The sequence below is a fragment of the Peptoniphilus duerdenii ATCC BAA-1640 genome, from assembly GCF_000146345.1.
GTDB lineage: Bacteria > Bacillota > Clostridia > Tissierellales > Peptoniphilaceae > Peptoniphilus_B > Peptoniphilus_B duerdenii.
On record NZ_GL397071.1, the window covers coordinates 313,763 to 339,263 of the forward strand.

Genomic DNA, 25,501 nt, shown 5'->3' on the forward strand with positions numbered 1-25,501 from the left:
TCTTTTTTTACGAGGGAGAGGGAGGGAATTAACGTCTCTCGAAAAAACCTACGGTTTTCTCTTCGAGACTCGCAGTTTCCTCCCTTCTCCCTCGAGCTCCCTCTACCCACCTCGCATTGGGCTTTTTGTTGAAGTGATTTTTTTATTCGGCTAAAATTTTCCAAACTCGCTACGCTCAGACAGTGGAAAATTTCTTAACGCCGAAAGCAAAAATCACATGCAGTGGCACTGACTATATAAGAATATGGATTACAAGTAAGGATTCTACGGAATAAATATGATTAATGCTTTTCCCACGGCTAACGCCTGAGGGAAAATAATTTAGTATCAATGCTATGGAAAAAGCCTTCTTCCGCTACGGGATACACAGTTGGAAAAGCTGTAGCACATTATTTAAATTAATAAAAAATAAAATGGGATAAATTATGGACAAAAATTTTTTAGTTCTAAATGAACAAGAATTAATGCTAGTTGATGGTGGATCATTTTTGATAGGATGTGCAGTTGTCGGTTGTATTGCACTTTTTGGTCTAGGAGTATATACTGGATATAAAGATCCTAAGGATCAAAAAATAAACCGTTATAGATTGGAGGCGACTTTTCTATGAAATTTTTAAGAAAATCAATGGATTCTTATCCTACATATTATAAAATAGTAGGTATTCTTATACTTATGTTTCTTTTATATAAGTTTGGGTATTTATTTGGCAAGTTTGCTGCAAATATCAATTTGTAAAATGTGTGCTGATTATTTTTAAAGCTCAGCATATTTGTAAAGGAGAATAATTGAAAACAGAAATACTTAGAGTTTTTAAAATTGTATTGCTATTTATTTCATTATTTGTGATTAATATTATATTCTTTAAAATTATTTCACTTTTAGGGTTTAGTATTATTATGACAGATTTAAGTTTTTTGGTGCCTCCGTTATTTGCAACAATTGTATTGTTATTAATTAATAAATATAAAAAAACTAAGTAATTATTTGATAGGTTGTAAAATTAAATGTGACAATAGAATAAAATAGAAAACTCTGAATAATAGGTTATGCCTATTATTTTTTTATTTGCAATTTTTAAAAAATTTACGCCTTCGGCTGTGGAAGCAAGATGCTTCCGCTACAAAAATATATCATTACTTAGACTTATGTAAAAATAAATTTAGAAACTTCCTTCGAACTATACCATAGAATCCTTAATCACAATCCTTCTACAGATACAAACTGTGCCACTACAAGTGATTTTTGCTTTCGGCGTTAAGAAATTTTCCACTGTTTGAGCGTAGCGAGTTTGGAAAATTTTAGCCGAATAAAAAAATCACTACCAAAACCTCCCAATGCGAGGTGGGCAGAGGGAGCTCGATCGGCAGTCGAGTTCTACAAATCAGCCTTCATTTCATTCGGCTTCTTTGGAACTCTTTGCATAAGACCTGCAACGAAATCGGAGATTTCGGCTAGGGCTTTAACAAGGGAGGAAACTGCGAGTCTCGTTCGCAAAACCGTAGGTTTTTCGGTGCCTCCCGCTCCCTCGTAAAAAAAGATTTGAAGAAGAAAGAATAGGGTTAGGTTATCCATAAGATATTTATTTAAAATTATTTTACATTTTTGTTTTAGATGGGTTAAATATGGGTCAGATCCTTCGACTTCAAAGGCTACCGCCTTTTCCGCTCAGGATGACAAGTTGTTTAGACTATCGCTATATTGGTTTTAATTATTTGCAAGTTTTAAAGAATTTACGCCTTTGGATATGGAAGCTGGTAGCTTCCGCTACAAAAAAACATAAGTGTTATACCTCACTAGGGTTATACCCGTTCGAAGCCCTAGCCGAAATCTCTGATTTCGTCGCAGGTCTCGTGCAAAGAGTTCCAAAGAAGCCGAATGAAATGAAGGCTGATTTGCAGAACTCGACTGCCTCTCAGGGTGACTGTATTCCTTCAGATTTTCTCAAATATTTTTTCAAAAAAATAAAACTCCTCCCGAAGGAGGAATTAATAATAAGGTTAGCAAAATCTTCCACGGTTTGGATCAATTTTACTTTCTGTATCAAAGAATGTGTCTATTTTTATATTATTTTCATCTGCTATTTTCTTTATCTTTTCTCTATCTTCTTCATTTTCATAAAGAATTGCTATTCCGCAGCAGTGATCTACTTCTCTCGGCGTTGGAACCATTGTTGATTCTATTTTTTCTAGCTTTTGATAAAGTTCATAGGCTAACTTTGAGTTTGGGACTAGGACATAGTGTAATATTTTCATCCTTTGTCCTCCTTTTTATCCAAGTATTTCTATGAATGCACCTATTCTTGTCTTTAGTTGTTCTGCGTCTTCGTCTGTGTAGTCGGTTTCGATTCCTATTACTGGAATGTTGTCTTCTCTTAGTGATTTTTCTACTTTTAATCCTTCTACATCGTATAGGTTACAGAATTTAAGGTTGACGTCGATTACTCCGTCTGCGTTATATTCTTTTACTAGTCTCTTGATGTCGTCGATTCTTTCCATGTTTGGTGTGAAGCATGCGCAGTTGATGTGTCCTAGATATCTTCTTGCTAGATTTTCTACCATTGTATCCATGTCTGTAGCTTCTTCGTCTACTAGGTTTTCACAGTATCTTAGTCCTGTACACATTTCTTCTCCTACGATTGATGCGCCTAGTGTTTCGATTATATGATGTAGTTTCCAGTTTGGTATTGATAGTGGTGTTCCTGTTAGAAGGATTCTCTTTGATCCTTCTTCGTATACGGATACACCGTTTTTAACTCTTTCGTCTAGTTCATCACATAGTTTGTTTACCATGGTTGTGAATCTTTCTGGATCGTCGAAGAATGCGATTTGGTGGATTAGTAGTACGTCTACTCCACTTATTGGTACATTCTTTTGTTTTCTAAAGTTATTTAGTCTTTGTAGTGCACGTCTCTTGTTGTTTACTATTTCTATTGCTTTATGAAGTGATTCTTCGGTTATTTTGTTGCCTGTTAGTTCTTCTAGTCTTTCCATGTAACCTCTGATTTCTTCTTCCCAATGTTTAAAGTCTCTTTCTCTTTTTAGTTGAGGAATATCCATTATGTACATAGGTGCGTCTTCGGCTAATATTTCCCAAGCTTTTTTCTTTCCATCACAGGTTGTTTCTCCTACGAATAGGTCTGCTATTCTGAAGAATGGACAGGTTCTATCAAATCTTGCACCTAGTGATGCTTTGATTAGTGGGCAGGTTGCTGTTGGTAGTACTTTTTCTCCACCTGGTACCCAGAATTGTGATCCTGAGCATAGTCCTGTTGGGATTGCTCCTGCTGCTATTACTACTTCGTCTGGTACGTGGATACAGAATGATCCTACTACTTTTTGTCCGTTTTTTTGTGCTTCTATTAACTCAGCAGGTCTGATTCCGTGTATATCTCCAACTACCATGTTGAAATAATCCATTCCCTTTGGTCTGTTTTCTTGTGATAAGAATACATCTGAGAATGCTCCTGGTAGTACTTCACATAGAATATCATGTGTTGCTACATCCATTCCTAGATCAGCCCACATCTTATGATTGTCTGTCATAAAATTAACCTCCATATTTTAAATAATGTTTAGATCTTTTGTAGCAACCTCTTACTGCATACATTCCGTCTCTTGGCTTGACTTCATAGCATTTGCTACAAAGATCTTCATTAATGCCATCTATTATCCCTCCGGGACATGTGGCGAAAATTTCATACCTTTTTTGTTTGTGAGTTTTGTTTGCGTCTTTAAACTCTGGAGAATACATGTTAAGTACGTTTTTGTAAAGTTGTATCCTCTCGTTCAAATCTATAATATATCTTGAATAGAATTTTAAAAGAAATAGTTCATAACCGCCTATGGAGGTTTCTCTTATTTTTTCATAAAGTGAGTCTATCTCCTCTAGGTTTTCCTTTGCTCTTTCGAAAAGTTCTTCAGAAAATTCATAACGATCTTTTAGGTAGGAATGCAAATCGTAATGATTTACCACGTCCTTTTCTGTTGCTCCTCTTAGTTCTTCTTTTAAGACATGGCAGTAATCGTCTAAAACGTAGAACTTAGATGAGTAGAGTATCGGGCATTTGTCGGTTTTAAGATACACTAGTGTGGATCTTACTTGATCACATCCTTCGTGAAATCCATATTCAAAAATATAGCTATCAAGCCCCTCAAGAGGAAGGGGCTTTATGCCAAATCCATATAGAAGTGCTATGTCTACGTCGCCAAAATAAGATGCGAGATTATCTGTACTCATCTTGGTTTCTATTGCTGTGACGAAAGACAGCCTTCTTAAATTTTTTAAGTCAGTGAAATTAAATATTCCTTTTTCAGGAAGTAGGCTCATGACAATAGCGCCGCTCCTATTGCGCCTGCAAATCTTGCATCAGGGTCGGTGGAAACTTCTGCTCCTAAACGTTCAGAAAGTTCCTTAGTCATGTAAGGAGAGCTACAGAATCCTCCAGTTAGGAAGTAGTGGTTTGCTCTCGATTTTCTACTTGCCAAAGATACGACCTTTGCGCAGATGGAGTTAACTACTCCTGCTGCAATATCTTCCTTTGGAGTTCCTCTTCCCATTAGGGAAATAATTTCTGACTCAGCAAATACTGTGCAGGTTGAACTGATCTTAACTTCAGTTCCTTTTTCGGCAGATGTAAACATCTCATCTATGGAAAGTCCTAGTCTATTAGCCATGACTTCCAAGAATTTTCCCGTACCTGCAGAGCATTTATCATTCATAATAAAGTCTACAACCATGCCATTTTCAAGCACTATGATCTTAGTATCTTGGCCGCCTATATCTATTATAGTTGCGTCCCTTCCTAAGAGAAATTTGGCGCCGTTACCATGACATGTTATTTCAGTCAAGGTTTTATCTGCATAAGGTACCGAAATTCTTCCATAACCGGTAGCCATTATTCTGGAATCTGAAAGGTCTCCATATTTTTCTTCTAGATAGTCCTTGATCTTAAGGCTGGTTTCCTTTGAATTCCATCCACTTGGCATGAGTATTTTTTCAATTATTTTTTCTTTATTCGAATCCATAACTACGACCTTGCTGGCAGTGGATCCAATATCAATTCCTATACAGTACATATTCACCTCATACATTTAAATTTACCTTAGCTATATTCTACAACAAAATAATAAAAAATTCAAATTTTCATTAAAAGAAAGCAAAAATATTTTTGTAAAATTTTTTAGAAAAATAAAAAAGGATGTTTTTTTAACATCCTAGTCCTTTAAATACTCTTCTATTTTTAAAATAAGTTCATCTATCATCTCTTCTGTTAAGTTCATATCCGTCTTGAAGGAATGGGCTTTTTCTATAATCTCGTCTCTTACTTCTTTTTCAATCTCTATAGTTTCGTCACTTTCAAGCCTCTTTACATACTCTCCAAGCTTTTTCCACTTGGTCACAACCCTGTGCTCATCCTTTATATGATCCATTAAATATTCCAGAGTCCATCTTAAGTTGTTAGGTGTGGCTACAGATTTATGCGGAAGATTAATTCCCATTTTGTTTGCAACTTTTAAAAAGTCGTATAATTTGTTCCTATCCATATTTGAGAAAAAAATGAAACTTATGTCATGTGAGAAATTTTTATAATCCGGTTCACTTTTTTTATAATTTAAGATATCTTCCATAGGAACTTTTAAATCCTTATCACCTGTATAGATGGTTTCAATTTCAAATTCTTTAGCGATAGCTTGTAATTTTAAGTTTAAATCCTTTGTAAATCCGTACAAAATTATTTTATCCATTGCAGTTTTACCTCCCTGTTGCTAAAATAAAATAGTTAATATAAGTTAAGGAGAGCTTATGAAAAATAAAAATTTAAAAGGTTATTTATATACACTTCTCGGTGCAACCTTTTGGGGACTATCTGGCACCTGTGCCTACTACTTGATGAACGATAGAAGTATTCCCCCACTTGACCTAAGCACTTATAGGATGCTAATAGCAGGAAGCATAATGCTTATATATATTCTAATTAAAAATGGAAAAGAAGCCCTAAGGGTCTTTACAAATCTAAAGGACACCTTTGTGCTAATTTCTTTTTCAATCTTTGGCATGGCAGCGATGCAGGTCACATATTTAATCACAATCTCCTATACCAACGCACCCACCGCCACCGTTCTCCAATATACAGGGATAGTGATGATCGTGGTGCTAGTGTGCGTGCTTGAGACACGTCTACCATATAGGGCTGAAGGATTTTCAATAATATTTGCAATCCTTGGAACATTCTTCCTTGCGACTAGAGGAAATATTCACACCCTAGTCATCTCCAACGAAGGACTCCTATACGGAGGACTCTCAGCAGTAGCTATGATGATATATACCCTTGTACCGCCAAAGTTATTAAAAAAATACGGAACAATAAATATAACTGCACTCGCCACATTTATATCTGGGGTTATGATGATTTTAGTCTCTAGACCACCTATACCAGAAAAAATAGATTCACTGATTATCCTTGCATTTATGGGACTTACATTTTTTGGAACGATCATTTCCTACACCCTTTACTTCGAAGGGCTATCCATCATCGGTCCGGTTAAGACATCACTTATCGCATGCGTTGAACCAATATCAGCGCTATTATTTTCAATGGTGCTCCTTGGAGAACACTTTGTGTTTATGGATTTTGTAGGAATCATGTGCATACTATTTGCAGTGGCGATTCTTTCAATAAAAGATCTTTGGGTAAAGGAATAGTTTGATAAGTAAAAATTTAAATAAATGAATTTAATCTCCTTTTATTAAGGAGATTTTTTTGAAGGTTTTAGATACACTTAGGATTTGCAGCCTAAGAATCTGTCAAGAAAACCCAATGAATACAGTCACCCTGAGCGAAAATGACGAAGCCCCTAGGCTGAGTCATTGGAGTCGAATGGGTATAGCCATGGTGTGGTTATAAATGGGTGACTTTAGTTGGAAGAATTTTTGTAGCCTCGAAGCCCTAGCCGAAATCTTCGATTTTGTCGCAGGTCTTGTGCAAAGAGTTCCAAAGAAGCCGAATGAAATGAAGGCTGATTTGCAGAACTCGACTGCCTCTCAGGGTGACTGCAGTTGGGAAGTTTGTTATAGCCTTCGGCTGTGGAAGCAAGATGCTTCCGCTACGTGGGATAAATTGCTTAATACCAAAACAAAAAACTCCTGGTTTCCCAAGAGTTTCAAATAATATTTTCCTATTAACTTATCAAAAAATCTTTTATTTCTTCGTGCACTGTCGGGTCGTTTTCATTTAAGACTTCGTGTCTTAGTTGTTCTAATTTTCTCATATATAACTCCTTTTTTGTAATAAAAAAAGACGATAGAGTTTTTAATTTCTATCGCCTAAGATATTCATCATTCATCCTAAACATCTAATTTTAAATTTTCCATTTTCTTTGAGTTCAATGCAAAAGACATTAAAAATATTACCAAGTATATTATACAAAGTACAATATTCCCATCTGACTTAGAAAATCCGAGTCTATTTAATGTAAATATTTCTATTGATACTAGCATTATAGAGCCAATCAAGCCTAAAACCATCCACAAATCACCTTTCTCTAAATCAATAAAGTACATGGCTAAGTAGAAGATTGATACTAATTGTAATATAAGACCTAATAGAACATTTAACAAAGATATTAAGTCTGAAGATCCATAATCAAAATAATGCTTACCAAGATAAATTGATATATAATTCAAAATAATCAACATCAATATAGAGAAGAGAATAATAACTACTTGACTTACATATTTTGATAGTATTATATTTTTACTTTTTATTGGTAACATGAATTCATATTTATATAATTTTAAATCATAATCTTTTCTTTGAGATAAAAGTAGCAATAAACTATTAGCGAAAATTACTACTGCAAAATACGCAAAAACAATCATTTGTATGTCAGCAAATAAATTTATTAGAATCCATACTAAAATTAAAAATGCATTCATTATAAAAATATTTTTAATGTTTTTATAATATATTTCTATCAACAAACCTTTCATATATTAGTCCTCCTTCCCTGTTAATATTAATAACATTTCATCAAAGTTTGGTTTATTCACAACAAATTCTTTATACTTATTCTTTATCTTCGATATATCTTTTACTAAAATATCTATCCTTCCAAATTCCTTCCTGTATGAAATGATGTCCGTTTTTTCCACTTTTTCTATTTCTGTATCAGTACAACGAAGTATCCCATAGTTATATAACAATTCATCCTTTTCTTCGCTCAACACGACTTTACCATTATCCATAAAAACTATATAATCAGCTATTTTTTCCAAGTCTGTTGTAATATGTGATGATATATATACCGAGTGTTCTGGGTTTTCTATAAATTCTAATAATATACATAAAATCTCATCTCTACTTACTGGGTCTAACCCTGAAGTAATTTCATCTAATATGAGAAGTTTTGTTTCATGAGACAATGCTATAGCCAACGATAACTTTTTTTTCATTCCAAATGAAAATTGCTTAGTTTTCTTATCTATTGGCAAATTAAATCGATTCAAATAATTTTTAAAACTATCTTCTTCCCAATTACCATAATTAAATTTCATTACCTCATTTATCTCATTAGGCGTTAATAATAATGAAAAGTTTGGGTCATCTAAAACAACACCTATGTGTTTTTTAATATCTATTTGATTACAATCTTCAGTACCGAATATCTCTATTTTTCCATCATCTATTTGAAACATTCCAAGAATACAAGAAATAGTAGTACTTTTCCCTGCTCCATTTCTTCCTATATTTCCTACAATAGATCCATAAGGTACTTCAATATTTATATTTTTCAAAGAAAAATCATTTGTTTTATTCTTTTTATTTAATCCAGATACTCTTAATGCTAATTCATTTTCATACGAATCCATCATTGCCCCTCCTCATATATCTTTTTTATTAAATCTATTAAGTCATCTATTGAAATAGAACTTGATTGTATGCTCTTGACAATTTTCTTAGCTAAATCTTCCACTTCTTTATATGTTTCTATTTTTTGTAATTCAATATTTCTTGCTGATATAAAACTGCCTTTGCCATGAATAGTTTCAATAAATCCATCTTTTTGTAAATTTTCATAAGCTTTTTGAACTGTAATTACAGCTACCTTAAGATTTCTAGCCAATACTCTCATAGATGGTATAGAATCTCCAGTTTTCAAATCTTCATTCATAATTTGTTTTTTTATCTGATTTTCGATTTGTTCATAAATCGGTTCGCTAGAATCGGTATTTATAATAATATTTATAATGCACCTCCTGTTTCAAAAGTGTACTTATGTGTACTTGTCGTTTTAATAATACCACCAACAAAAAGTTTTTTCAACCCCCTTAATTTCCTAATTTTGAGTATAAAAAAAGACGATAGAGTTTTTAATTTCTATCATCTTCGATACTATTTCCATTAAATTTTTTAGTTAGATAAATTGAATTTGTTATACAATAAATTTACTTGCTAACTTGTACACTTGATTTATTTCTTGCCTTAATCTTTCTTCTGTATCGTCAATTTTATCTTTTATTTCTTTTGACTCTTGTCTTAGTTGTTATAATTTTTTCATATAAAACTCCTTTCTTGTAATAAAAAAACGACTAGATTTTTATTTCTAATCGTTTTTCAGCTTAGTGTTTTAATACAACTTGTTTTGTTGCTTCTATTTTTTTATCTGCCCATATTACAATTCCTTTTAGAGAAGCCGGACACAAAAGACACACAACGCCTGTAGCTCGACACATTGCTTGATACCATGAGCGATAAGAGAATACGGATTATAACCGTAACGGCAAAAGAGATTAAGGATGTCTAAAAAAGCAATTAACCGACAGCGTAATGAACCACTGTCGGTTTATTTTATTTCTTATGTTGTGAAATACTCAACATCATACAAAGAAGAAACTGAATAAAAAAAATAATTGCTATCGTATAATTTCTTATTCTAAAAAAGAAGTACATTGAGGACAAAAACGACGTAAATATAGCTATTATCAATAGCATATTTCTGAACTTTTCTAATCTACTTTTACGCAAAATAAAGCCTCCAAACTCTCTGACAATTATCTATTGCATGGTTTAATGCAGTAACTTCAACAATGGCTGCACCTGCCACGGTAGCAGCTTCACCTTCTCTTTATTAGATTTATTTAATTATAGCATAAATATTGATTTAATTAAGTCTTACATTGATTTAGTGTTTTGTTTTAGAGAATTTGTTGTGTTATTCCGTCTTTATTTTGCCATAAATTGCTTTATGCCTAATTAGAGATTGTAAAATACTTGTAGTGTGTCTTATTTATTATCATCCTTCCAATCCTCTTACAATGAAAAAGAAGTAGATTTTTTCTCTACTTCTCCTTATAATTTATATTTTATTTTTCCTTATATTTTTTAATAACCTTTTCTACTTGTTCTTCAAGCTCTTCCCTGTCTGGGATATACAAAGTATATTTTGATGCGAATATTTTATTTGATAAATTTCCTAAGGCATATTCTGCTTGGACTCCGTCTTTATCAGTACATAAGATTATCCCTATCGGTTCATTATCCATCTCATCATTGACTTCTGCCTTATAATAATTGAGATACATATTTATTTGACCAACTGCTTCTGGCATTAGCTTGCTTGTTTTTAGTTCGATTAAGACATAAGACCTTAATATCTTATTGTAAAATACCATATCCACATAATAGTGGGTGTTGCCTAAAGTTACTCTTTGTTGACTACCTACATACATAAAACCATTACCAAGTTCTAGCAAGAATTTTTCAATATGATCTATGAGTGCTTTTTCTAAATCACTTTCCATCATTGGTTTTTCTTCTGGCAAACCTAAAAATTCAAATACATAAGGGTCTTTTACAAGGTCAGCCGCCTTATTTATTTCATTGCCCTTTAAGGCTAGGTCTAGGACTTTTTCTTTGTTTTCTTCCCCCGATGATAAGAGCAATCTTTCAAAAAGTGAGGTTTTAATTTGTCTTTTAAGTTCTCTTACTGACCAGTTTGCATTTATACTTTCTTTTTCATAGAAGCTTCGCTTTTTCTCATCGCTAATGGATAAGAGTTCGCAATAATGGGACCAGGTCAATTTGCCAGACAGTGTCTGGCAAATTGGATATGATAAATATAAGTTTCTCATATTCTGTAAATTAGACCTTGAAAATCCTCTGCCATACTCTCTTGTAAGCTGTCTTGACAAGTCATTTATAAGCTCTTTGCCATACTCTGCTCTTTGTTCATGCCCTTGCTCATCTTCTACGATAATACGTCCAATCTCCCAGTAAGTTTGCACCAAAATATTATTTACTTCTCTTGCAACTTCGTTTCTTGCCTTATCCATCAATGTTTTTATGCTATTAAAAACATCATCATGAACTCTCTCTATATTATTGTTACTCATGAAAGCACCTCTTTGACCTCTTAATTGCTTTGATCATATCACAAATAGTGTGTTTAAATCTATCGATTGCAAAATACTTATATTGATTTCATTTTGAATTCAATCCCTTAATTATTAAATACCACTAAAATACTCCTCAGTATATAAAACCTCAACTTCTCCGGACCAATTAAGTATTGAACCGATAAAATCATTAATATCTAATCCGGGCATTTCATAAATTTCTTCATCTCCAAATGTTCCCGAAGCATCTTCAATAAAAATAGTTTCATAACCTCTATCAGAACATAAGATGCTGGAAAATAAACAACAATATTCCGTATTAAAGCCGCTTATATATACTTTAGACACTTCATTGTCTTTTAAAATTTGGGCAAGATTGGTTTTATAAAATGGATTACAGGATGTCTTTTCAATATTATAATCGCCAAATCCTTGAAGCTCATCCCATATTTCCACATCATCGGAGCCTTTAAAATAGGGACTGTCAGCATCATCCGAAAGATGCTTGGTCAAGATTACAATATCATTGTTTTTTTTAAAATCATCAATTAGAATTTTAATATTATTTAAAGTCTCTGAAAAATCCTTTTTCTTCAATATTCCCTTTTGCACATCCAGTACAATTAATGCATTCATCGTATTCTCCTTCATTTATAAATTATCTACAACTCTTTTACATTAAACATTTTTCTTGAAATTACATAAATTATGCCATTTCCATCCATATTTTGCCATAAATTGCTAGATTTCCCAATAAAAAACTTCTGGTTTCCCAAGAGTTTCAAATAATATTTTCCTATTCACTTATCAAAAAATCTTTTATTTCTTCATACACTGTTGGGTCGTTTTCGTTTAAGACTTCGTGTCTTAGTTCTTCTTTTAGATGGAGTTCTGCTCTATATCCGTCTTCTAAATATTCTTTGTAGACTTTCTTTACTCCTATTCCTAGGGCTCCTACTGGATCTTTGTCGCCGGAGTAGAACATGATGTCTGTTTCTTTGTTTCTTCCAGATCTTTCTACTTTATTCATTTCGATTATTATTTTTCCAAGCATTTTATATCCATTGGTGGTGAAATTGTAGTTACATAGGGGATCTTCTTTGTATGTGTTTATGTTTTCGATGTTTAGACTTAACCAGCTGAGTGGATCTGTGCTCTTTAGCTTTTTTTTGTAACTTCCTGTGGTTAGACTGTTTAGAATTTTTCCTCTGTATCTGTCTCCTTTGAATTTTTCAAATAGACTCGCTAGATTGTAAAGCGTCTTGCCTTCGAATTCTGTCATGTGTCCTGTGCCCATGATGATTATCTTATCCAAATCGTATTTTGAGATATAGTTTCTCGTAAGGAATGATCCCATTGAATGTCCGAGAATGTAGTATGGTACCTCTTTGTTTCTAAGTTCTGATACTCTTCTTATATCTTCTATTAGATTATCCACCGTCGTTTTTCCAAAGTATCCAAGATCATCTTTGCTCTTTACCGAATGTCCGTGGCCGATATGATCGTGACCGATTACTGTTATGCCATATTCGTTTAAATACTTTGCAAAGTCTTCGTACCTATCCACATATTCGCACATGCCGTGCACTATTTGAAGGGTTGCCTTTTCATTTTTACTCTTCCAAATATTGGTATATAATTGTGTTCCTTTGTAGGACGATTCTATATATTCACTCATTTTCTACCTCATCTCTTGTTACTGCATCTCTTTTTGCAACTTTTATTGTGTAGTCCACGCCTTCTATCTTTCCGCTTTCACTTAATTTTGTGTTTACTTCTTTCAATGCAATACTCGGGCTATTGTTGTCGCTGGAGAGATGGGCGAGGATGATTCTCTCGCCTTTTTTTCTTAGAAGTTTATTTAATATTTCTCCTGCGTTTTCATTGGAAAGATGTCCTCTGTTAGATAGGATTCTCTGTTTCGTCTGCCATGGATAGGTCCCGTTTATAAGCATATCCACGTTGTGATTTGCTTCTAGATAGTAAATGTCGGAGCCGTCCATCTTCTTCATCATCTCTGTGTTGACCCAGCCTGTGTCTGTTAGTATGGTCGCTTTTTCATCTTTGGAATGAATGATAAAGCTGTTTCCTTCCTGACAGTCGTGGTAGATTTCCATAGGCTCGATGTATAGATCCTTGTACCTAAATCCTATAGAGTTTTGAAATATTTTTATATTTTCTGCATTTATTTTCTTAACTTGGCTCTCCATTGCCCTGAAGGTCACTTCGCTTGCAAAGACGTCCATCTTGTACCTTCTGTGTAGCACTCCCACGCCTTTTACATGGTCTATGTGCTCGTGGGTTACAAAAATCGCGTCGATGGTAGAAGGATCCACGTCGATATCTTTTAGTAGACTTTCTATTTTCTTGCCGCTATGGCCTGCGTCGATTAATATTCTCGTGTTATTTTCTTCTATAAATATTGAATTTCCAGAACTACCACTTGATAGTGGAATTAATTTCATCTATTTTCACTTCCTACGTTTCGTCTTTATGTCTATGATATTGGATTCTTTGTTTTCTTTTAGGTATTCATCATAGAACTCATCGAAGCCTTCTACTTTGTCCAGCTCATATAATCCGACATATTGTAGAAGGAATTTCTGCTCTTCTGTCAGTACATTTTCTCCTTCCCTTAAAAGTTTTAGATTTTTATAAAGACTTCTTGCTTTGACAGGACCTATTAACTCGCTAAGAGTTTCCTTGTCCAATATATTTTCTATAAGCATGGTGTTCATTTCACTTTTTGTTATGGTTTCAAAGAATTCAGAATCAGAAGTCATCTCTGCTAATCTTTCTAGATCTAGATATTCCGTTATGAATCCTCTCTTAAGAAGAGTTCCATAGGCAAAATTATAAGCCATTCTAAAGCTTTTTAAATCCTCTTTGTGGAAAGTACCCCCATAGGTCAATTCTAAAAATGTATTGATTATAGTATCTTCTCCACCTTTTGTAAGGGTCATCTTATCTTTTCTCAAAGGATATGCTGAAGATTTAATCTCCCAACATATTTGTAGCATCATATCCGTCAATTCTCCTGGATAGATTCCAAGTTCAAATAGCCTTAGCTGCAGATCAAAATCGCTAAACAGTCCGAGTTTGGTGTTAGATAGAATATTTTTGTAGATAAAGAGATTGTCCTTTATCTTTTTTGCAATCTTTCTTTCTCCCTCTTTTTCCAAAAATGTCGCTATAAATCTAACGAAATCCTCTAGGGCATAGGTGTTTAGCATCATTCCCTTGGAGCAGACACTCTTTATATAGTCAGGGAGTTTTTTATAATTTTTATAACTTTCTCTATATTCGATAATTACCTTTAAAAATGTAGGCAAGTCCTCTTCTTCTATCTCTTCCTCTTCAAGTGAAGCCATTACATTCTCTGCAATATCGGCACACTCTCCGTGAAGTTTCATAAATACGATATTCGTAAGATCTGTATTTACTGAAAGAAGTTTAGAGAAAATTTCTGGCATCTTCACATTCTGTAAAAAAATAGGATTTAAATAATTTCTAATTTCTTTATTATTTTCCCTTGCGTCGGCAATTATGTCACTGTTATATACGATAAACTTAGTCATATTGAATTCTGGAAGAGGCATGTAGGAATCGATTAAGTAGTATTTACCGTCAAGTTCTACTATCCTTAAGAACACCACTTCGCCAAGATCTTCTTCTTTAAGTTCATAAGGAGAATAGATTTTTATTTTCTCTCCTAATATAATTTCATATGCATCTATGGTGTAGTATTCTTTTGTCTTCTTAATAGAATTTACGATGCAAATAGCAGAGTAGGATCCATATGTACAAAATGTATCTCTAAACTCATCTTGACCCATTCGAAGTTTCTCCCTTGCAAGCTGTCTATAATCTTCGGTTTTTTCTAAAAACTTTTCATTATAATCATTAAAGGGAGTTGCAAATTGTCCGAATAAGTCATAGTAAAAGGCGTGTTTAAACACTTCTACTTCACCAGGGCTCTTGCCGGCGAAGGCTCTTTCCAAATCTCTATCTATTAATTTTTTAAAACTTTTTACAAAATCAAGGTTTGATTTTTTCAAGTATATCCTCCATTTCTTCAAAGCATCTTAAAATATTTGCCACTTGGTAATTATATACGATGCTTAGTTCACTCTCTTCGACTTCCTCTTCTGTAGTTTCAATGCCAAAGTCTTCAAGAAGTTTAATTCTATTTTCATAATCCAAAACCTTAGGCTCCAAAAGATCCAAAAGATTTAAACTGATTTCAAGATTTGAAAAAATCCCTTTTAGTTCCTTGGCGTGGACTATGTCCATCTTTGGATGCATTATAGTTTCGTACTCTTTTAAAAGCTTCTCAAACTTTTCTTCAACAGACTTTCTGCTTCCAGAGACAAACTCTATATTTCTTTCATCCCTCTTTATAATATTAATAAAAATATTTCTTAAAATATCCCTTTGGGCGATAGCGTCGTTGTAAAAATCCAAATCAAGTCTAGGTCTAGCAACGATTAGGTTTACAAGAAGACCGACGAGCATGCCGATTATGGTTCCGATGACCCTGTTAAGTCCATATTGAAACTTGTCGATTTTTGAAAAATAGGACGCCATAAACACGATGCAGGAAAGAGACGCCATTCTATTTAATTTAAATTGTTTTAACAGAAAAAGTATAAGCAAAACTCCAAAACCGCACACGAGGATTTCCAAATAAGGATCTTCTGTAAGTTTTGAAAGAAGATATCCCAAAGTAACCCCGAAAACCGCGGTAAAACCCCTCTTGGTCACATCCTTTACACTGTCGTAAACAGAAGACTGCATCGAAGTGACACAGGCGATAGACGTGTAAAGTGGAGTGTATAATTTAAAAATATATGAAAGATATAGACCAATCATCACAGCAACAGCAGTTTTAATCGATCTAAGACCAATTCTCTTATTTGATTTCACATAATTATCCATATTAATATTATAACATTATTATTCAGGTATATAAATCTTAAAGTTTTTAAATAATCCACAGCTTAATTCTTCGTCAATACCATTCTCCACAAAGTTTTCCACATTATCCACATGTTTTTCTACACATTTTTGCATTTTATTTTGCATTTGTGGATAAAAATAAAATTTATGTAAAATTTGTGTATTTTATAGGATTTAAATTTTTAAATAAAAAATATGGGAAAGATTATAAATGAGAATCAAAAAAATTGTGGATTATATTTAGAGTAACACATTTTTTATTTGCATAATTTAGGTTTAATATAGGTCAGATCCTTCGAAGCCCTAGCTGAAATCTTTGATTTCGCAGCAGGTCTTGTGCAAAGAGTTCCAAAGAAGCCGAACAAAGTGAAGGCTGATTTGCAGAACTCGACTGCCTCTCAGGGTGACTGTAGTTGGGAAGATAGTTGTAGCCTATCGGCTGTGGAAGCAGATTGCTTCCGCTACAAAATATACAATTTATTAGACTTTTTTAATAATAAATCCAGAACCTTCCTTCCAAAAGCAAATATATTCCAATCGAATAGGGGCTAAGATCTAGCCCCTTTCACACCACCCGTACGTGCCGTTCGGTATACGGCGGTTCGATATTTTCTTGTATAATATTATTTATTACTGATGTATCTATTTAACTTTATTCTTTTTGTATCCGAACCTTGAGAAATGAATACGTCATTTCTTGTGTTCCATCAAGTCATAGTACATCCTTTTCAAATATTACAATAAATATCGTTCCTCCCTTCGCTCCATTTCCATTACAGAAACTTCTTCGCTACTATGGATTCTGCTGACTTCTCACTATTCGTTGTTACTACTATTTCGCTAGCTAGACCTCACGGGATAAGCCCTAATACTTTCATCGTTTACTTGCAGAATTTACGCCTTGGGTTTACGGTTACCTTTTGGGTCTTTGCTATCTTAAGCTAGCTTGCCCACCTGTTACGCCTTGTATTCTGTTCCTGTTCGTCAAGCCACGATTTCGCTATTGCTTCTTCTCTCCTAGATGTCACCATCCAAAACTTGCAAGTCGCTATTAGATTCGTCGGTAACTACGCTCTGTAGGGAATTTCACCCCAGCATTAGAACATGCCCGTCATACATAAAAAAGGAAAGAGATAACTCTTTCCTTTAATTCATATAAATCATTTAATTCATTTAAAAATTATTAATTTTCCGTTTCTATTATACCGTAATCCCCATCATCTCTTCTGTAGATTACTGCTGGAGTTCCATCTTTTTCATTGATGTATACGAAGAAATCGTGATTTAATAGTTCCATTTGAACTACTGCTTCTTCTTCAAACATTGGATGAATTTTAAATCTCTTTCTCTTAACGATCTTTTCTTTTGGTTCTTCCTTAGGTTCTTCGAAGTTGTCGAATCTGATGGTTTCTTTTTCTTGACTCTTGTTCTTAAGTCTTGTCTTGTACTTTCTAACTTGTCTTGAGAGTACATCTACCACTTTGTCCATGGAAGTTTCCATATCATCAGAAGTTTCTTCTGCTCTTAGGGTCGCTCCCTTTAAGAACACTGTTACTTCGATTCTCTTTCTGTTCTTAATATGAGAAAATACAGCCCTTGCCTCAACTTCATCTGCAAAGTACTTATCTAGTTTAGATAGTTTCTTTTCAGCCAATGCCTTTAAATCATCTGTCAAGGTTAGATTTTTGCCTGTTAATATAAGTTTCATAATGTACCTCCTGTCTTTTTATATAGTTACCCAATAAATTATAATTTTACTCTCAATAATATGTTAAAATGTTTATGAGGTGTAAAATGACAGATAATACTCGTGAAATTCAAATTAAAAAGGTGCTGCTACTCATATTTTTTGCAGCAAATTTAATTTTTAATATTTTTTCCTTCGATATTTTAATTTCCAGATACTTGCACGTGATGCTTCTATTTATTTTGGGTGCATTCTTTTCTAAATCTTCAAAAATTTTCTATTTTTTGGAAATTCCAACTTTTTTATATATTATTTTAAGTCAAAACGCAAGGATCCTCCGCGGTGGTTACTTGACAAGTCTGGATGTAACAATAGGTGTAGTTCTAATTTTAATCTTTATCTACATGGGTTTTAGAGCAAATAGAACTGTCACTCTTCTCGGACTATTCTTCCTTTTGTTTCTCTACTTCGGTAGATTTATTCCGGCGCCAATAGGTCACAACGGTTTTTCAATCAAAAGAATCGTCTCTCACATGATCTACTCAACTTCAGGATTTTTCGGTACTGGAACTTCTGTATCCATGTCCTACATATTTCTATTTATGATCTTCGGATCGTTTTTAAAGTATGCAGGACTTACGGATTTTATTGCAAATATTTCCCTTTCTCTATTTGGAAAAAGTAGCGGTGGATCTGCAAAGGTCAGCGTAGTTAGCTCCGCATTTATGGGAATGATCAATGGTTCTGCTGTGGCAAATGTGGCGACAACGGGGACATTTACCATTCCGATGATGAAAAAATCCGGATACAGTAGCGACTTTGCTGCTGCTGTTGAAGCGGTAAGTTCCACTGGAGGACAGTTCTGTCCACCGATTATGGGTGCGGCAGCTTTTGTCATGGCGGAATTTTTAAATATAAATTATTTTGAAATCCTAAAGGCTGCTATAATTCCTGCGATTTTATTCTACTCAGGGATTCTCTTCGCGGTGCATTTCGAAGCGCAAAAGTCGAATATTAAATCCTCAGAAGTTAACATAGACATAAAAGAGGAGTTTAAAAATAATTTCCATCTTCTCATTCCAATTATACTTTTGATTATTTTGATTTACTTCAAAGCAAATATCATAAAGGCAATTTTAATTTCCACAGCAAACATCTACTTCGTTTCACTTCTAAGATCTCACACGAGCATGAGTTTCAAAGACGTTTTAGATGCGATCTACGAAGGCTCAATGGAATCTATAAATGTTGGAATATCTGTGGTGATGATTGGACTTATTATAGGCACTGAATCTCTAAGCGGTCTTGGAATCTCTGTAATCGGATTTTTAACTTCCTACGGAATTAGATCCATGATTCTATCCGCATTTATAATTGCAATTTTATCCATCATTCTTGGAATGGGAGTGCCGGGGGTGGCTTCCTTTGTAATTATCTACACCATCGCGAGTCCACTTTTAAATTCCTACGGAGTTAGCTACATGGCATCGGGACTTTTTTGTCTAATCTATGCATGTTTATCAAATATAACTCCGCCGGTGGCTATCTCTTCATATATGGCAAGCTCCATCGCAAGATCGGACCTTGTGAAGACATCTTTTACGGCGATGAGGCTCGGGCTTCATGGATTTATGATTCCATTTTTCTTTTTGGTGAACCCATTTTTCCTAGGAGATGGACCTATACTTAAAGTTTTATTCTATCTAGGACTGGGAATACTCGGCACATTTGCCATGTCCATTGCAAATATCGGCTACTTAAAAAGAGATTTAAATATGTTTAAGAGGATAATATTTATGGCAAGCGGAGTGCTGCTCCTCTATCCGGAATTTTTCTCATCAGTTGCAGGACTTGTACTTTTAATTGTCCTTGTAGTTTCGATTCGTTTCGGAGGTCAACATGAAAAAACTATCTAAAATAATTTTGCTTTCAATTTCACTTTTAATTTTAACCTCTTGCAACGATTACAAGTACAGGGTCACCATGCCCACCGCAGGCACAGGCGGATCCCTCTACCCACTCGGTGCATCCATCGCCAAGGTTTTAAATCGAACCGGAGATTTCAAGGCGAATCTCGAAGCTTCCGGCGGAGGAATAGACAATTTAAACATAATCTACGACAAGGACGCAAATATTTCTTTCGGCGTATCCTCCATCGTCTCCATGAGTTACGAAGGGGAAGGCATCTTCAAAGGAAGAGAAAACAAACATCTACGGGTAATCGCATCCCTATATTTAAATCCTAACCAAGTTGTAGTTTTAAAAGATAAAAATATTAATTCCCTTAAAGATTTAGAAAATAAAAAATTCTCCTCTGGGGCAGTTGGCTCAAGTACAGAGATGGAATACTACTACCACATGGACGCTGTCGGCTGTGAAAAAGAAAACAAGGTCCACCTAGGACCGAGGGAAAGTATGGAAGAGATGAAGATGGACGCCATGGACGGAGTGTGGATCATGGCAGGAGCACCGAGCGCACAGATAACAGAGATGCTACTAACCACAAATTCCAAAGTACTAAGTATCCCGGAAGAAGAAATAGAAAAAGTCATAGCGAAATACCCTTGGTACGAAAAATATACGATAAAAAAAGATGTATACAACACAGAAGAAGACATAGAGACCACTGCAACGAGGATGCTCATCTATACCAGGGATGACTGTGACGAAGAATTGGTGTATAATTTTACAAAAGTGTTCTGGGAAAATATAGAAGAACTGAAAAAAGAAAACAAAGTCCTAAAGACTGTGAAGATAGAAGAAGCGGAAAAAGGCGCAGGAGTGATCCCAATCCATCCTGGAGCTATGAAGTACTACAAGGAGGTTTTGAAATGATTAAAAACGATACATTTATGAGGGAGATAAACGACATAATCAAGATGACAGCCAGCATCTACACCGACGATCTCGACTATGAATATGAAAATATAGATAACAAAACCAAGGAAGATAAAATCTATGACGAGCTAATGGAGCTGGTATCAAGCGGAGATTTAAACGCCGCAGACGAATGTATCTTCGATAATCTCGATCCAAACTCCATGAACTATCTAAAGCTCGCCTTAAACTTTTATAAAAAGATAAACGAACTTGACGATGACGAATTAAAATCCATGGACTTCGAAAGAGGAGAGATAAAATCTGCGGTCCTAGAAATTCTAGACGCATACGGAATTAATTTTATCAGCAAGTAGTTGGGTATAAATAAAAAAAGGAGGATTTTTATGAAGTACTTAAGTATATTTTTAGCATGTTTAATCATTTTAACAGGATGCGGAAAGAAAAATGACAACAAAAAAGAAAATAACAATCAAACGAAGATAGAAAACCAAACGGAAAATAAAAATAACAAAGAAACCAACACCCACGAGCCAGCCTCATCATCAGCAGGAGGATTTGCAGAAATAAAATTCGACACCAATCTTACAGAAGAAGAAGTGGTGAACGAAGCCAGTGCGGTGAATGCATTCTTAGAAGATAAGAACATCGAAATAATAAATCCAGCAACTGTTGAATCATGGAGCATACAAAAAGAAAATGACACAATAATTTCAATTTCAAAAGACAAGAACGAACAGACAGGAGAAGAAAGAGAGATAGAAGTAGAGTATAAACTCGGAGAAGAAAGAGTTTTAAAAAGTATAAAAGTAAATGGACAAGAAGTAAAATAGTAAAAATTTTAGAAAATAGGTGCTAGATAGCATCTATTTTTTTATTGTTTTAGATGCTCTACGAAGAGTATGTAAATTTATAAATTTTATGAAATTCTATAAAGATATTCTAAAAAATAAAAATACATATTAATATTGTTTGTGATGTTAAGATTTAAATCATATGTAGCGGAAGCAATCTGCTTCAATGCCGTTAGGCACTGCGTAGAAAAAATTAATTGATTATAAAAATGTGGTGATGTCTATCCTTCTATACAGTCATCCTGAGCGGAAAAGGCGCTAGCCTTTGGAGTCGAAGGATCTGACCCATATTTAATCCATATTTGCAACTGCATAATACCAAAATTAGATCCTTCGACTACAACGGCTTTGCCGACTGCCGCTCATGATGACTGTATTCCTTGGTTTCTATATAAGAATTAATTTAAATTAACTTAAAATTCCAAAACAAAAAGCGACTAATTTCTTAATCGCTTTTTCATTTACATATTTATTTTTAATCTAACTCAACTGCCAATCCAATTTCTTCTTCTGGATTTAATACTTCTCTCCACTTACCTTTCTTGAAGTAGATATAGTTTGATATAAACGCGAAGACCCAGGTAACTGGCCATGCCATAAATATTATTTCGACTTTGTAGATAATATTTAGTACTACATAGATCCAAATCATTCTTATCCCGCACATAAATACCAAAGATGTAAGCATCGGCGGCATCGCATAGCCTGCTCCTCTTACTACTCCTCCTAGGATTTCTGATACTCCAAATATAAAGTAGGTTGAGCAGAGGTACCTCATGTAGATTGCGCCGTACTTCACTACTTCTGGATCGGTATTAAAGAGTTTTACAAGATCTGTTGCAAATACAAATATTATGATGCTTGTGATTGCTGTTGTGACCAAGGTGATGTTTATTGCAACTTTTGTGCCGGCTATAACTCTGTGATACTTCTTTGCACCGATATTTTGCCCTGTAAATGTGGTGGCGGAGATGGTGATGGCGATAATTCCCATAAATATGAAGCTGTCTATCCTTCCTCCTGCCGAAAATGCGGCGATGATGTCCGGTCCGAATTTATTTAGCTTCGCTTGGATAAGTACGTTTGAGAATGAAATTATAACCGATTGAAGCCCTGCCGGTAGTCCTATATTAAATATATTTAAAAGAATTTCTCTTTCTAGTTTTAAATCTGCTTTTTTAATTATTCCAACCTGGTCTGATTTTAATAGTGAATATGTGACAAGGATGGATGAAACTACTTGAGCGATTAAAGTTGCCCAGCCTGCTCCTGCTACCCCCATCTTGAAGATTGCAATAAATATTAAGTCTAGAACTATATTTACTATTGCAGCTACTACAAGGAAGTTAAATGGTCTTTTGGAATCTCCCATAGATCTTAATATTCCTGAACCCATATTGTAAACGAGGAGCGGAATTATTCCAAAGAAAAATATCCTTAGATATTTGTTTGCGTCGTCAAAGATTTCCGCCGGTGTGTGGGTTATGCGAAGCATCCATGGCGAAAGCACATATCCAATTATGGTTAGAAGTAGTCCGCCAAATATGGAGATGGCATAGGCATTTACGATTGACTTTTTAAGTTTAGATCTGTTGCCACTTCCATAGGTCTGACTGATTACCACTGAGGCTCCCGTTGCTAGACCAAAAAAAAGACCCAATAGAAGAGAACTCACTTGAGCGGTGCTTCCTACTGCTGCCATCGGATTTTTGCCTGCGAATTTACCTACGATTATAAGGTCCGCCGTATTATAAAGTTGTTGTAAAAAGTTTGATAATAGTAGCGGAATCGTAAAATAAATGATTCCCATCATTATCGAACCCTCTGTAAGATTTATATTTCTCTGCTTTTTTATAATCATAAAATCACTCCATCTAGGTATTATAACAAGTAATGAAATCTATTTAAAGGCATTTACAAAAGTATTATTATTTTCTCAATTTGTTTAATTTTTTTTGTAAGCTATTTGAATTATGGCTATTCTAGTGGTATAATTGTATTGTTTGTTTGATAAAAAATAAACAATTTAATTTATACGGAGGTATTATGAAAAAGAAAATATTTTCTATTTTTCTAGCTGCTATGTTACTCTTAACAGCTTGTGGCAAAAACGAAAACAAAGTAGCGAAAACAAACAATGGTAATTCAGTTAAGTCAGAAGAACAAACTGATTACAAGAGTCCTAACGGAAATACAATGGTGCTTACACTATTCCAAAACCCAAAGACTTTAGACATTCAAAAAACAAATGCGGACTACTTCATTCCACTTCAAATCTACGATAGACTTGTAGATGTTAAGGTAAATGATGATGGCACTAATGAAATAGTTCCAAGTCTTGCAGAAAAATGGGACATCTCAGAAGATGGAAAAACTTATACTTTCTATCTAAGAAAGGGTGTTAAATTCCACAATGGTGAAGAATTTAAAGCTGACGATGTTCTCTTCACTATCGAAAAGATGATGGATCCTAAGGAAGCTGCAGTAAATACTTATCAATTTGAAAAGATTGAAGGAGCTCTTGACAAATTAAATGGCAAAGCTGATTCTGTAAAAGGAGTTAAGGTTATAGATGATTACACAGTATCTATTACACTAGATCAACCTTTCCCACCATTCTTAGCAAGCTTAACTGGAGCACCTGCATCTATCTTCAATAGAAAAGCTGTTGAAGAAGGCAAGGACAAATTCGGTTTTGATCCTGAATATACTGTTGGAACAGGCTATATGAAGTTTAAAGATTGGGCACAAGATAAAGAAATCAATCTTGTAAGAAATGATGACTACTTCGGAGAAAAAGCAAATATTGATGGTGTTAGATACCTTATGAACATAGATTCTTCTACATCAAAGATGATGCTTGAAAATGGCGAGCTAGATTTTAGAAAAATATCTTCAGCTGAACTAGATTCTTATAAAGAAAATCCTATCTTCAAAGATAATATTGTAGATTCTCAAAGAGCTGGTATGGATTATATTTCATTCAACCAAAAAGATCCTAACATGGCTAAGGTAGAAGTTAGAAAAGCTGTTTCTATGGCTATAGATAGAGATTTAATCAACAAGACTTTCTACAATGGTGAAGGTACTATAGTAAACGGTGTACTACCTCCAGGAATCCCAGGATATGAAGTTGAACAAGAAAAGATTGAATACAATCCTGAAAAAGCTAAAGAATTATTAAAAGAAGCTGGATTAGATAAAGGTCTTACTCTTATTTCTCTACAAAACTCAACCTATGAAGAAGACCAAGCAAAGAATGAAATGATTCAATCAATGCTTAAAAATATTGGAATTGATTTACAAATAAAGACTGTAGATGCTACAAGTTACTATGATATTCTAACTAAAGGTGAAGGTTTCTCAATGAGTATTGAGCCTGTTACAGCAGACGTTCCAGATCCTGACGATTTCTACCAAGCATTTACTGTTGAAGCTGGTGAATCAAACGGATTAAAGGTACAAGATAAAGCTTTGAGTGATGAAATTAATAAGGCTAGATTTATTATTAATCAAGAAGAAAGAATAAAAGCTCTTACAAGCTTAGATAAAAAGATTGTAGGTGAACAAGCCCTTTATTTACCACTTGTTTCTGATTTAAACCACTTTGCTAAAAGCCCTAGACTTGATAATTTTAAATTATCTTGGCAAGGTTGGGTCTGTGGTTCAACACATTTTGTAAAGATAGATCCAAAGTACAATAAATAATAATTTAAAAAGAGCTCTACATTTTTATGTAGAGTATCTTTTTTTACATAGAAAGGATTG

Annotated in this window: 24 protein-coding genes; 8 read left to right on the plus strand and 16 right to left on the minus strand. The window is 34.2% G+C overall.

All coding sequences use genetic code 11. The features are described from left to right. Nucleotides 1-425: 425 nt before the first annotated feature. Together HMPREF9225_RS01385 and HMPREF9225_RS01395 are read left to right on the plus strand one after the other, a co-directional pair. Complete coding sequence (locus HMPREF9225_RS01385; RefSeq protein ID WP_008901131.1) at nt 426-608, plus strand: class IIb bacteriocin, lactobin A/cerein 7B family; 183 nt, start codon at nt 426-428, stop codon at nt 606-608. 178 nt (nt 609-786) lie between these two features. Further along, the gene (locus HMPREF9225_RS01395) at nt 787-981 is read left to right on the plus strand and encodes a hypothetical protein (RefSeq protein ID WP_008901133.1); all 195 of its coding nucleotides are present in this window, start codon (nt 787-789) and stop codon (nt 979-981) included. 1,017 nt (nt 982-1,998) lie between these two features. Here HMPREF9225_RS01395 and HMPREF9225_RS01400 read toward each other — a convergent pair. From HMPREF9225_RS01400 to HMPREF9225_RS01420, 5 genes are all read right to left on the minus strand, one after another. After that, a complete protein-coding gene (locus tag HMPREF9225_RS01400) occupies nt 1,999-2,253 on the minus strand; it encodes a putative Se/S carrier protein (RefSeq protein ID WP_008901135.1) in 255 nt (84 codons plus the stop codon). 15 nt (nt 2,254-2,268) lie between these two features. Further along, nucleotides 2,269-3,543, minus strand: a complete 1,275-nt coding sequence (locus HMPREF9225_RS01405; protein WP_023059572.1) for a double-cubane-cluster-containing anaerobic reductase — start codon at nt 3,541-3,543, stop codon at nt 2,269-2,271. Between the two features lie 4 nt (nt 3,544-3,547). Then, nucleotides 3,548-4,327: a hypothetical protein gene (locus HMPREF9225_RS01410; RefSeq protein ID WP_008901137.1), complete on the minus strand. Its 780-nt coding sequence runs from the start codon at nt 4,325-4,327 to the stop codon at nt 3,548-3,550. Continuing rightward, on the minus strand, nt 4,324-5,076 hold the full coding sequence (locus HMPREF9225_RS01415; RefSeq protein ID WP_008901138.1) for an acyl-CoA dehydratase activase: 753 nt from the start codon (nt 5,074-5,076) through the stop codon (nt 4,324-4,326). Before HMPREF9225_RS01415 ends, HMPREF9225_RS01410 begins: the two co-directional genes overlap by 4 nt. 138 nt (nt 5,077-5,214) lie before the next feature. Beyond that, complete coding sequence (locus HMPREF9225_RS01420; RefSeq protein ID WP_008901139.1) at nt 5,215-5,745, minus strand: DUF3783 domain-containing protein; 531 nt, start codon at nt 5,743-5,745, stop codon at nt 5,215-5,217. Nucleotides 5,746-5,803: 58 nt separating this feature from the next. Here HMPREF9225_RS01420 and HMPREF9225_RS01425 point away from each other — a divergent pair, with 58 nt between their 5' ends. Continuing rightward, nucleotides 5,804-6,703 (plus strand): DMT family transporter, encoded by a 900-nt coding sequence (locus HMPREF9225_RS01425; protein WP_008901140.1) that lies wholly within the window; start codon nt 5,804-5,806, stop codon nt 6,701-6,703. A gap of 642 nt (nt 6,704-7,345) precedes the next feature. On the opposite strand, the gene HMPREF9225_RS01435 is transcribed toward HMPREF9225_RS01425, so the two are convergent. From HMPREF9225_RS01435 to hpf, 10 genes are all read right to left on the minus strand, one after another. Further along, on the minus strand, nt 7,346-7,990 hold the full coding sequence (locus HMPREF9225_RS01435) for an ABC-2 transporter permease (RefSeq protein WP_008901142.1): 645 nt from the start codon (nt 7,988-7,990) through the stop codon (nt 7,346-7,348). Between the two features lie 3 nt (nt 7,991-7,993). Continuing rightward, nucleotides 7,994-8,872, minus strand: coding sequence for an ABC transporter ATP-binding protein (locus tag HMPREF9225_RS01440; protein WP_008901143.1), 879 nt, complete (start codon nt 8,870-8,872; stop codon nt 7,994-7,996). Next, nucleotides 8,869-9,249 carry a GntR family transcriptional regulator gene (locus tag HMPREF9225_RS01445; protein WP_338127298.1) on the minus strand — a complete coding sequence of 127 codons (381 nt, stop codon included), beginning with the start codon at nt 9,247-9,249 and terminating at the stop codon, nt 8,869-8,871. Before HMPREF9225_RS01445 ends, HMPREF9225_RS01440 begins: the two co-directional genes overlap by 4 nt. 1,114 nt (nt 9,250-10,363) lie before the next feature. Next, nucleotides 10,364-11,392: a PDDEXK nuclease domain-containing protein gene (locus tag HMPREF9225_RS01450; protein WP_008901145.1), complete on the minus strand. Its 1,029-nt coding sequence runs from the start codon at nt 11,390-11,392 to the stop codon at nt 10,364-10,366. Nucleotides 11,393-11,506: 114 nt separating this feature from the next. Beyond that, nucleotides 11,507-12,031 (minus strand): cysteine hydrolase family protein, encoded by a 525-nt coding sequence (locus HMPREF9225_RS01455; protein ID WP_040551257.1) that lies wholly within the window; start codon nt 12,029-12,031, stop codon nt 11,507-11,509. 160 nt (nt 12,032-12,191) lie between these two features. Further along, the gene (locus tag HMPREF9225_RS01460; protein WP_008901147.1) at nt 12,192-13,073 is read right to left on the minus strand and encodes an alpha/beta fold hydrolase; all 882 of its coding nucleotides are present in this window, start codon (nt 13,071-13,073) and stop codon (nt 12,192-12,194) included. Continuing rightward, entirely contained in the window at nt 13,066-13,860 is a 795-nt protein-coding gene (locus tag HMPREF9225_RS01465) for an MBL fold metallo-hydrolase (protein ID WP_008901148.1), read from the minus strand. The genes HMPREF9225_RS01460 and HMPREF9225_RS01465 overlap by 8 nt, the downstream gene beginning before the upstream one ends. A gap of 6 nt (nt 13,861-13,866) precedes the next feature. Next, on the minus strand, nt 13,867-15,453 hold the full coding sequence (locus HMPREF9225_RS01470) for a hypothetical protein (RefSeq protein ID WP_008901149.1): 1,587 nt from the start codon (nt 15,451-15,453) through the stop codon (nt 13,867-13,869). Next, on the minus strand, nt 15,434-16,321 hold the full coding sequence (locus HMPREF9225_RS01475; protein ID WP_040551258.1) for an FUSC family protein: 888 nt from the start codon (nt 16,319-16,321) through the stop codon (nt 15,434-15,436). The genes HMPREF9225_RS01470 and HMPREF9225_RS01475 overlap by 20 nt, the downstream gene beginning before the upstream one ends. 1,216 nt (nt 16,322-17,537) lie before the next feature. Further along, on the minus strand, nt 17,538-18,062 hold the full coding sequence (gene hpf / locus HMPREF9225_RS01480; protein ID WP_008901152.1) for a ribosome hibernation-promoting factor, HPF/YfiA family: 525 nt from the start codon (nt 18,060-18,062) through the stop codon (nt 17,538-17,540). Between the two features lie 206 nt (nt 18,063-18,268). Here hpf and HMPREF9225_RS01485 point away from each other — a divergent pair, with 206 nt between their 5' ends. From HMPREF9225_RS01485 to HMPREF9225_RS01500, 4 genes are read left to right on the plus strand one after another with little or no spacing between them, the layout of a single operon-like run. Then, complete coding sequence (locus tag HMPREF9225_RS01485; protein WP_245526543.1) at nt 18,269-19,957, plus strand: TRAP transporter permease; 1,689 nt, start codon at nt 18,269-18,271, stop codon at nt 19,955-19,957. Continuing rightward, nucleotides 19,941-20,876 carry a TAXI family TRAP transporter solute-binding subunit gene (locus tag HMPREF9225_RS01490; protein ID WP_008901154.1) on the plus strand — a complete coding sequence of 312 codons (936 nt, stop codon included), beginning with the start codon at nt 19,941-19,943 and terminating at the stop codon, nt 20,874-20,876. Before HMPREF9225_RS01485 ends, HMPREF9225_RS01490 begins: the two co-directional genes overlap by 17 nt. After that, nucleotides 20,873-21,235 (plus strand): DUF6483 family protein, encoded by a 363-nt coding sequence (locus HMPREF9225_RS01495; RefSeq protein ID WP_008901155.1) that lies wholly within the window; start codon nt 20,873-20,875, stop codon nt 21,233-21,235. Before HMPREF9225_RS01490 ends, HMPREF9225_RS01495 begins: the two co-directional genes overlap by 4 nt. Nucleotides 21,236-21,265: 30 nt before the next feature. Next, nucleotides 21,266-21,712, plus strand: a complete 447-nt coding sequence (locus HMPREF9225_RS01500; protein ID WP_040551259.1) for a hypothetical protein — start codon at nt 21,266-21,268, stop codon at nt 21,710-21,712. 496 nt (nt 21,713-22,208) lie between these two features. Here HMPREF9225_RS01500 and HMPREF9225_RS01505 read toward each other — a convergent pair whose 3' ends face one another. Beyond that, on the minus strand, nt 22,209-23,594 hold the full coding sequence (locus HMPREF9225_RS01505) for an MATE family efflux transporter (RefSeq protein WP_008901157.1): 1,386 nt from the start codon (nt 23,592-23,594) through the stop codon (nt 22,209-22,211). 185 nt (nt 23,595-23,779) lie between these two features. Here HMPREF9225_RS01505 and HMPREF9225_RS01510 point away from each other — a divergent pair, with 185 nt between their 5' ends. Continuing rightward, nucleotides 23,780-25,441 carry an ABC transporter substrate-binding protein gene (locus HMPREF9225_RS01510; RefSeq protein WP_040551260.1) on the plus strand — a complete coding sequence of 554 codons (1,662 nt, stop codon included), beginning with the start codon at nt 23,780-23,782 and terminating at the stop codon, nt 25,439-25,441. The last annotated feature ends 60 nt before the right edge of the window (nt 25,442-25,501 follow it).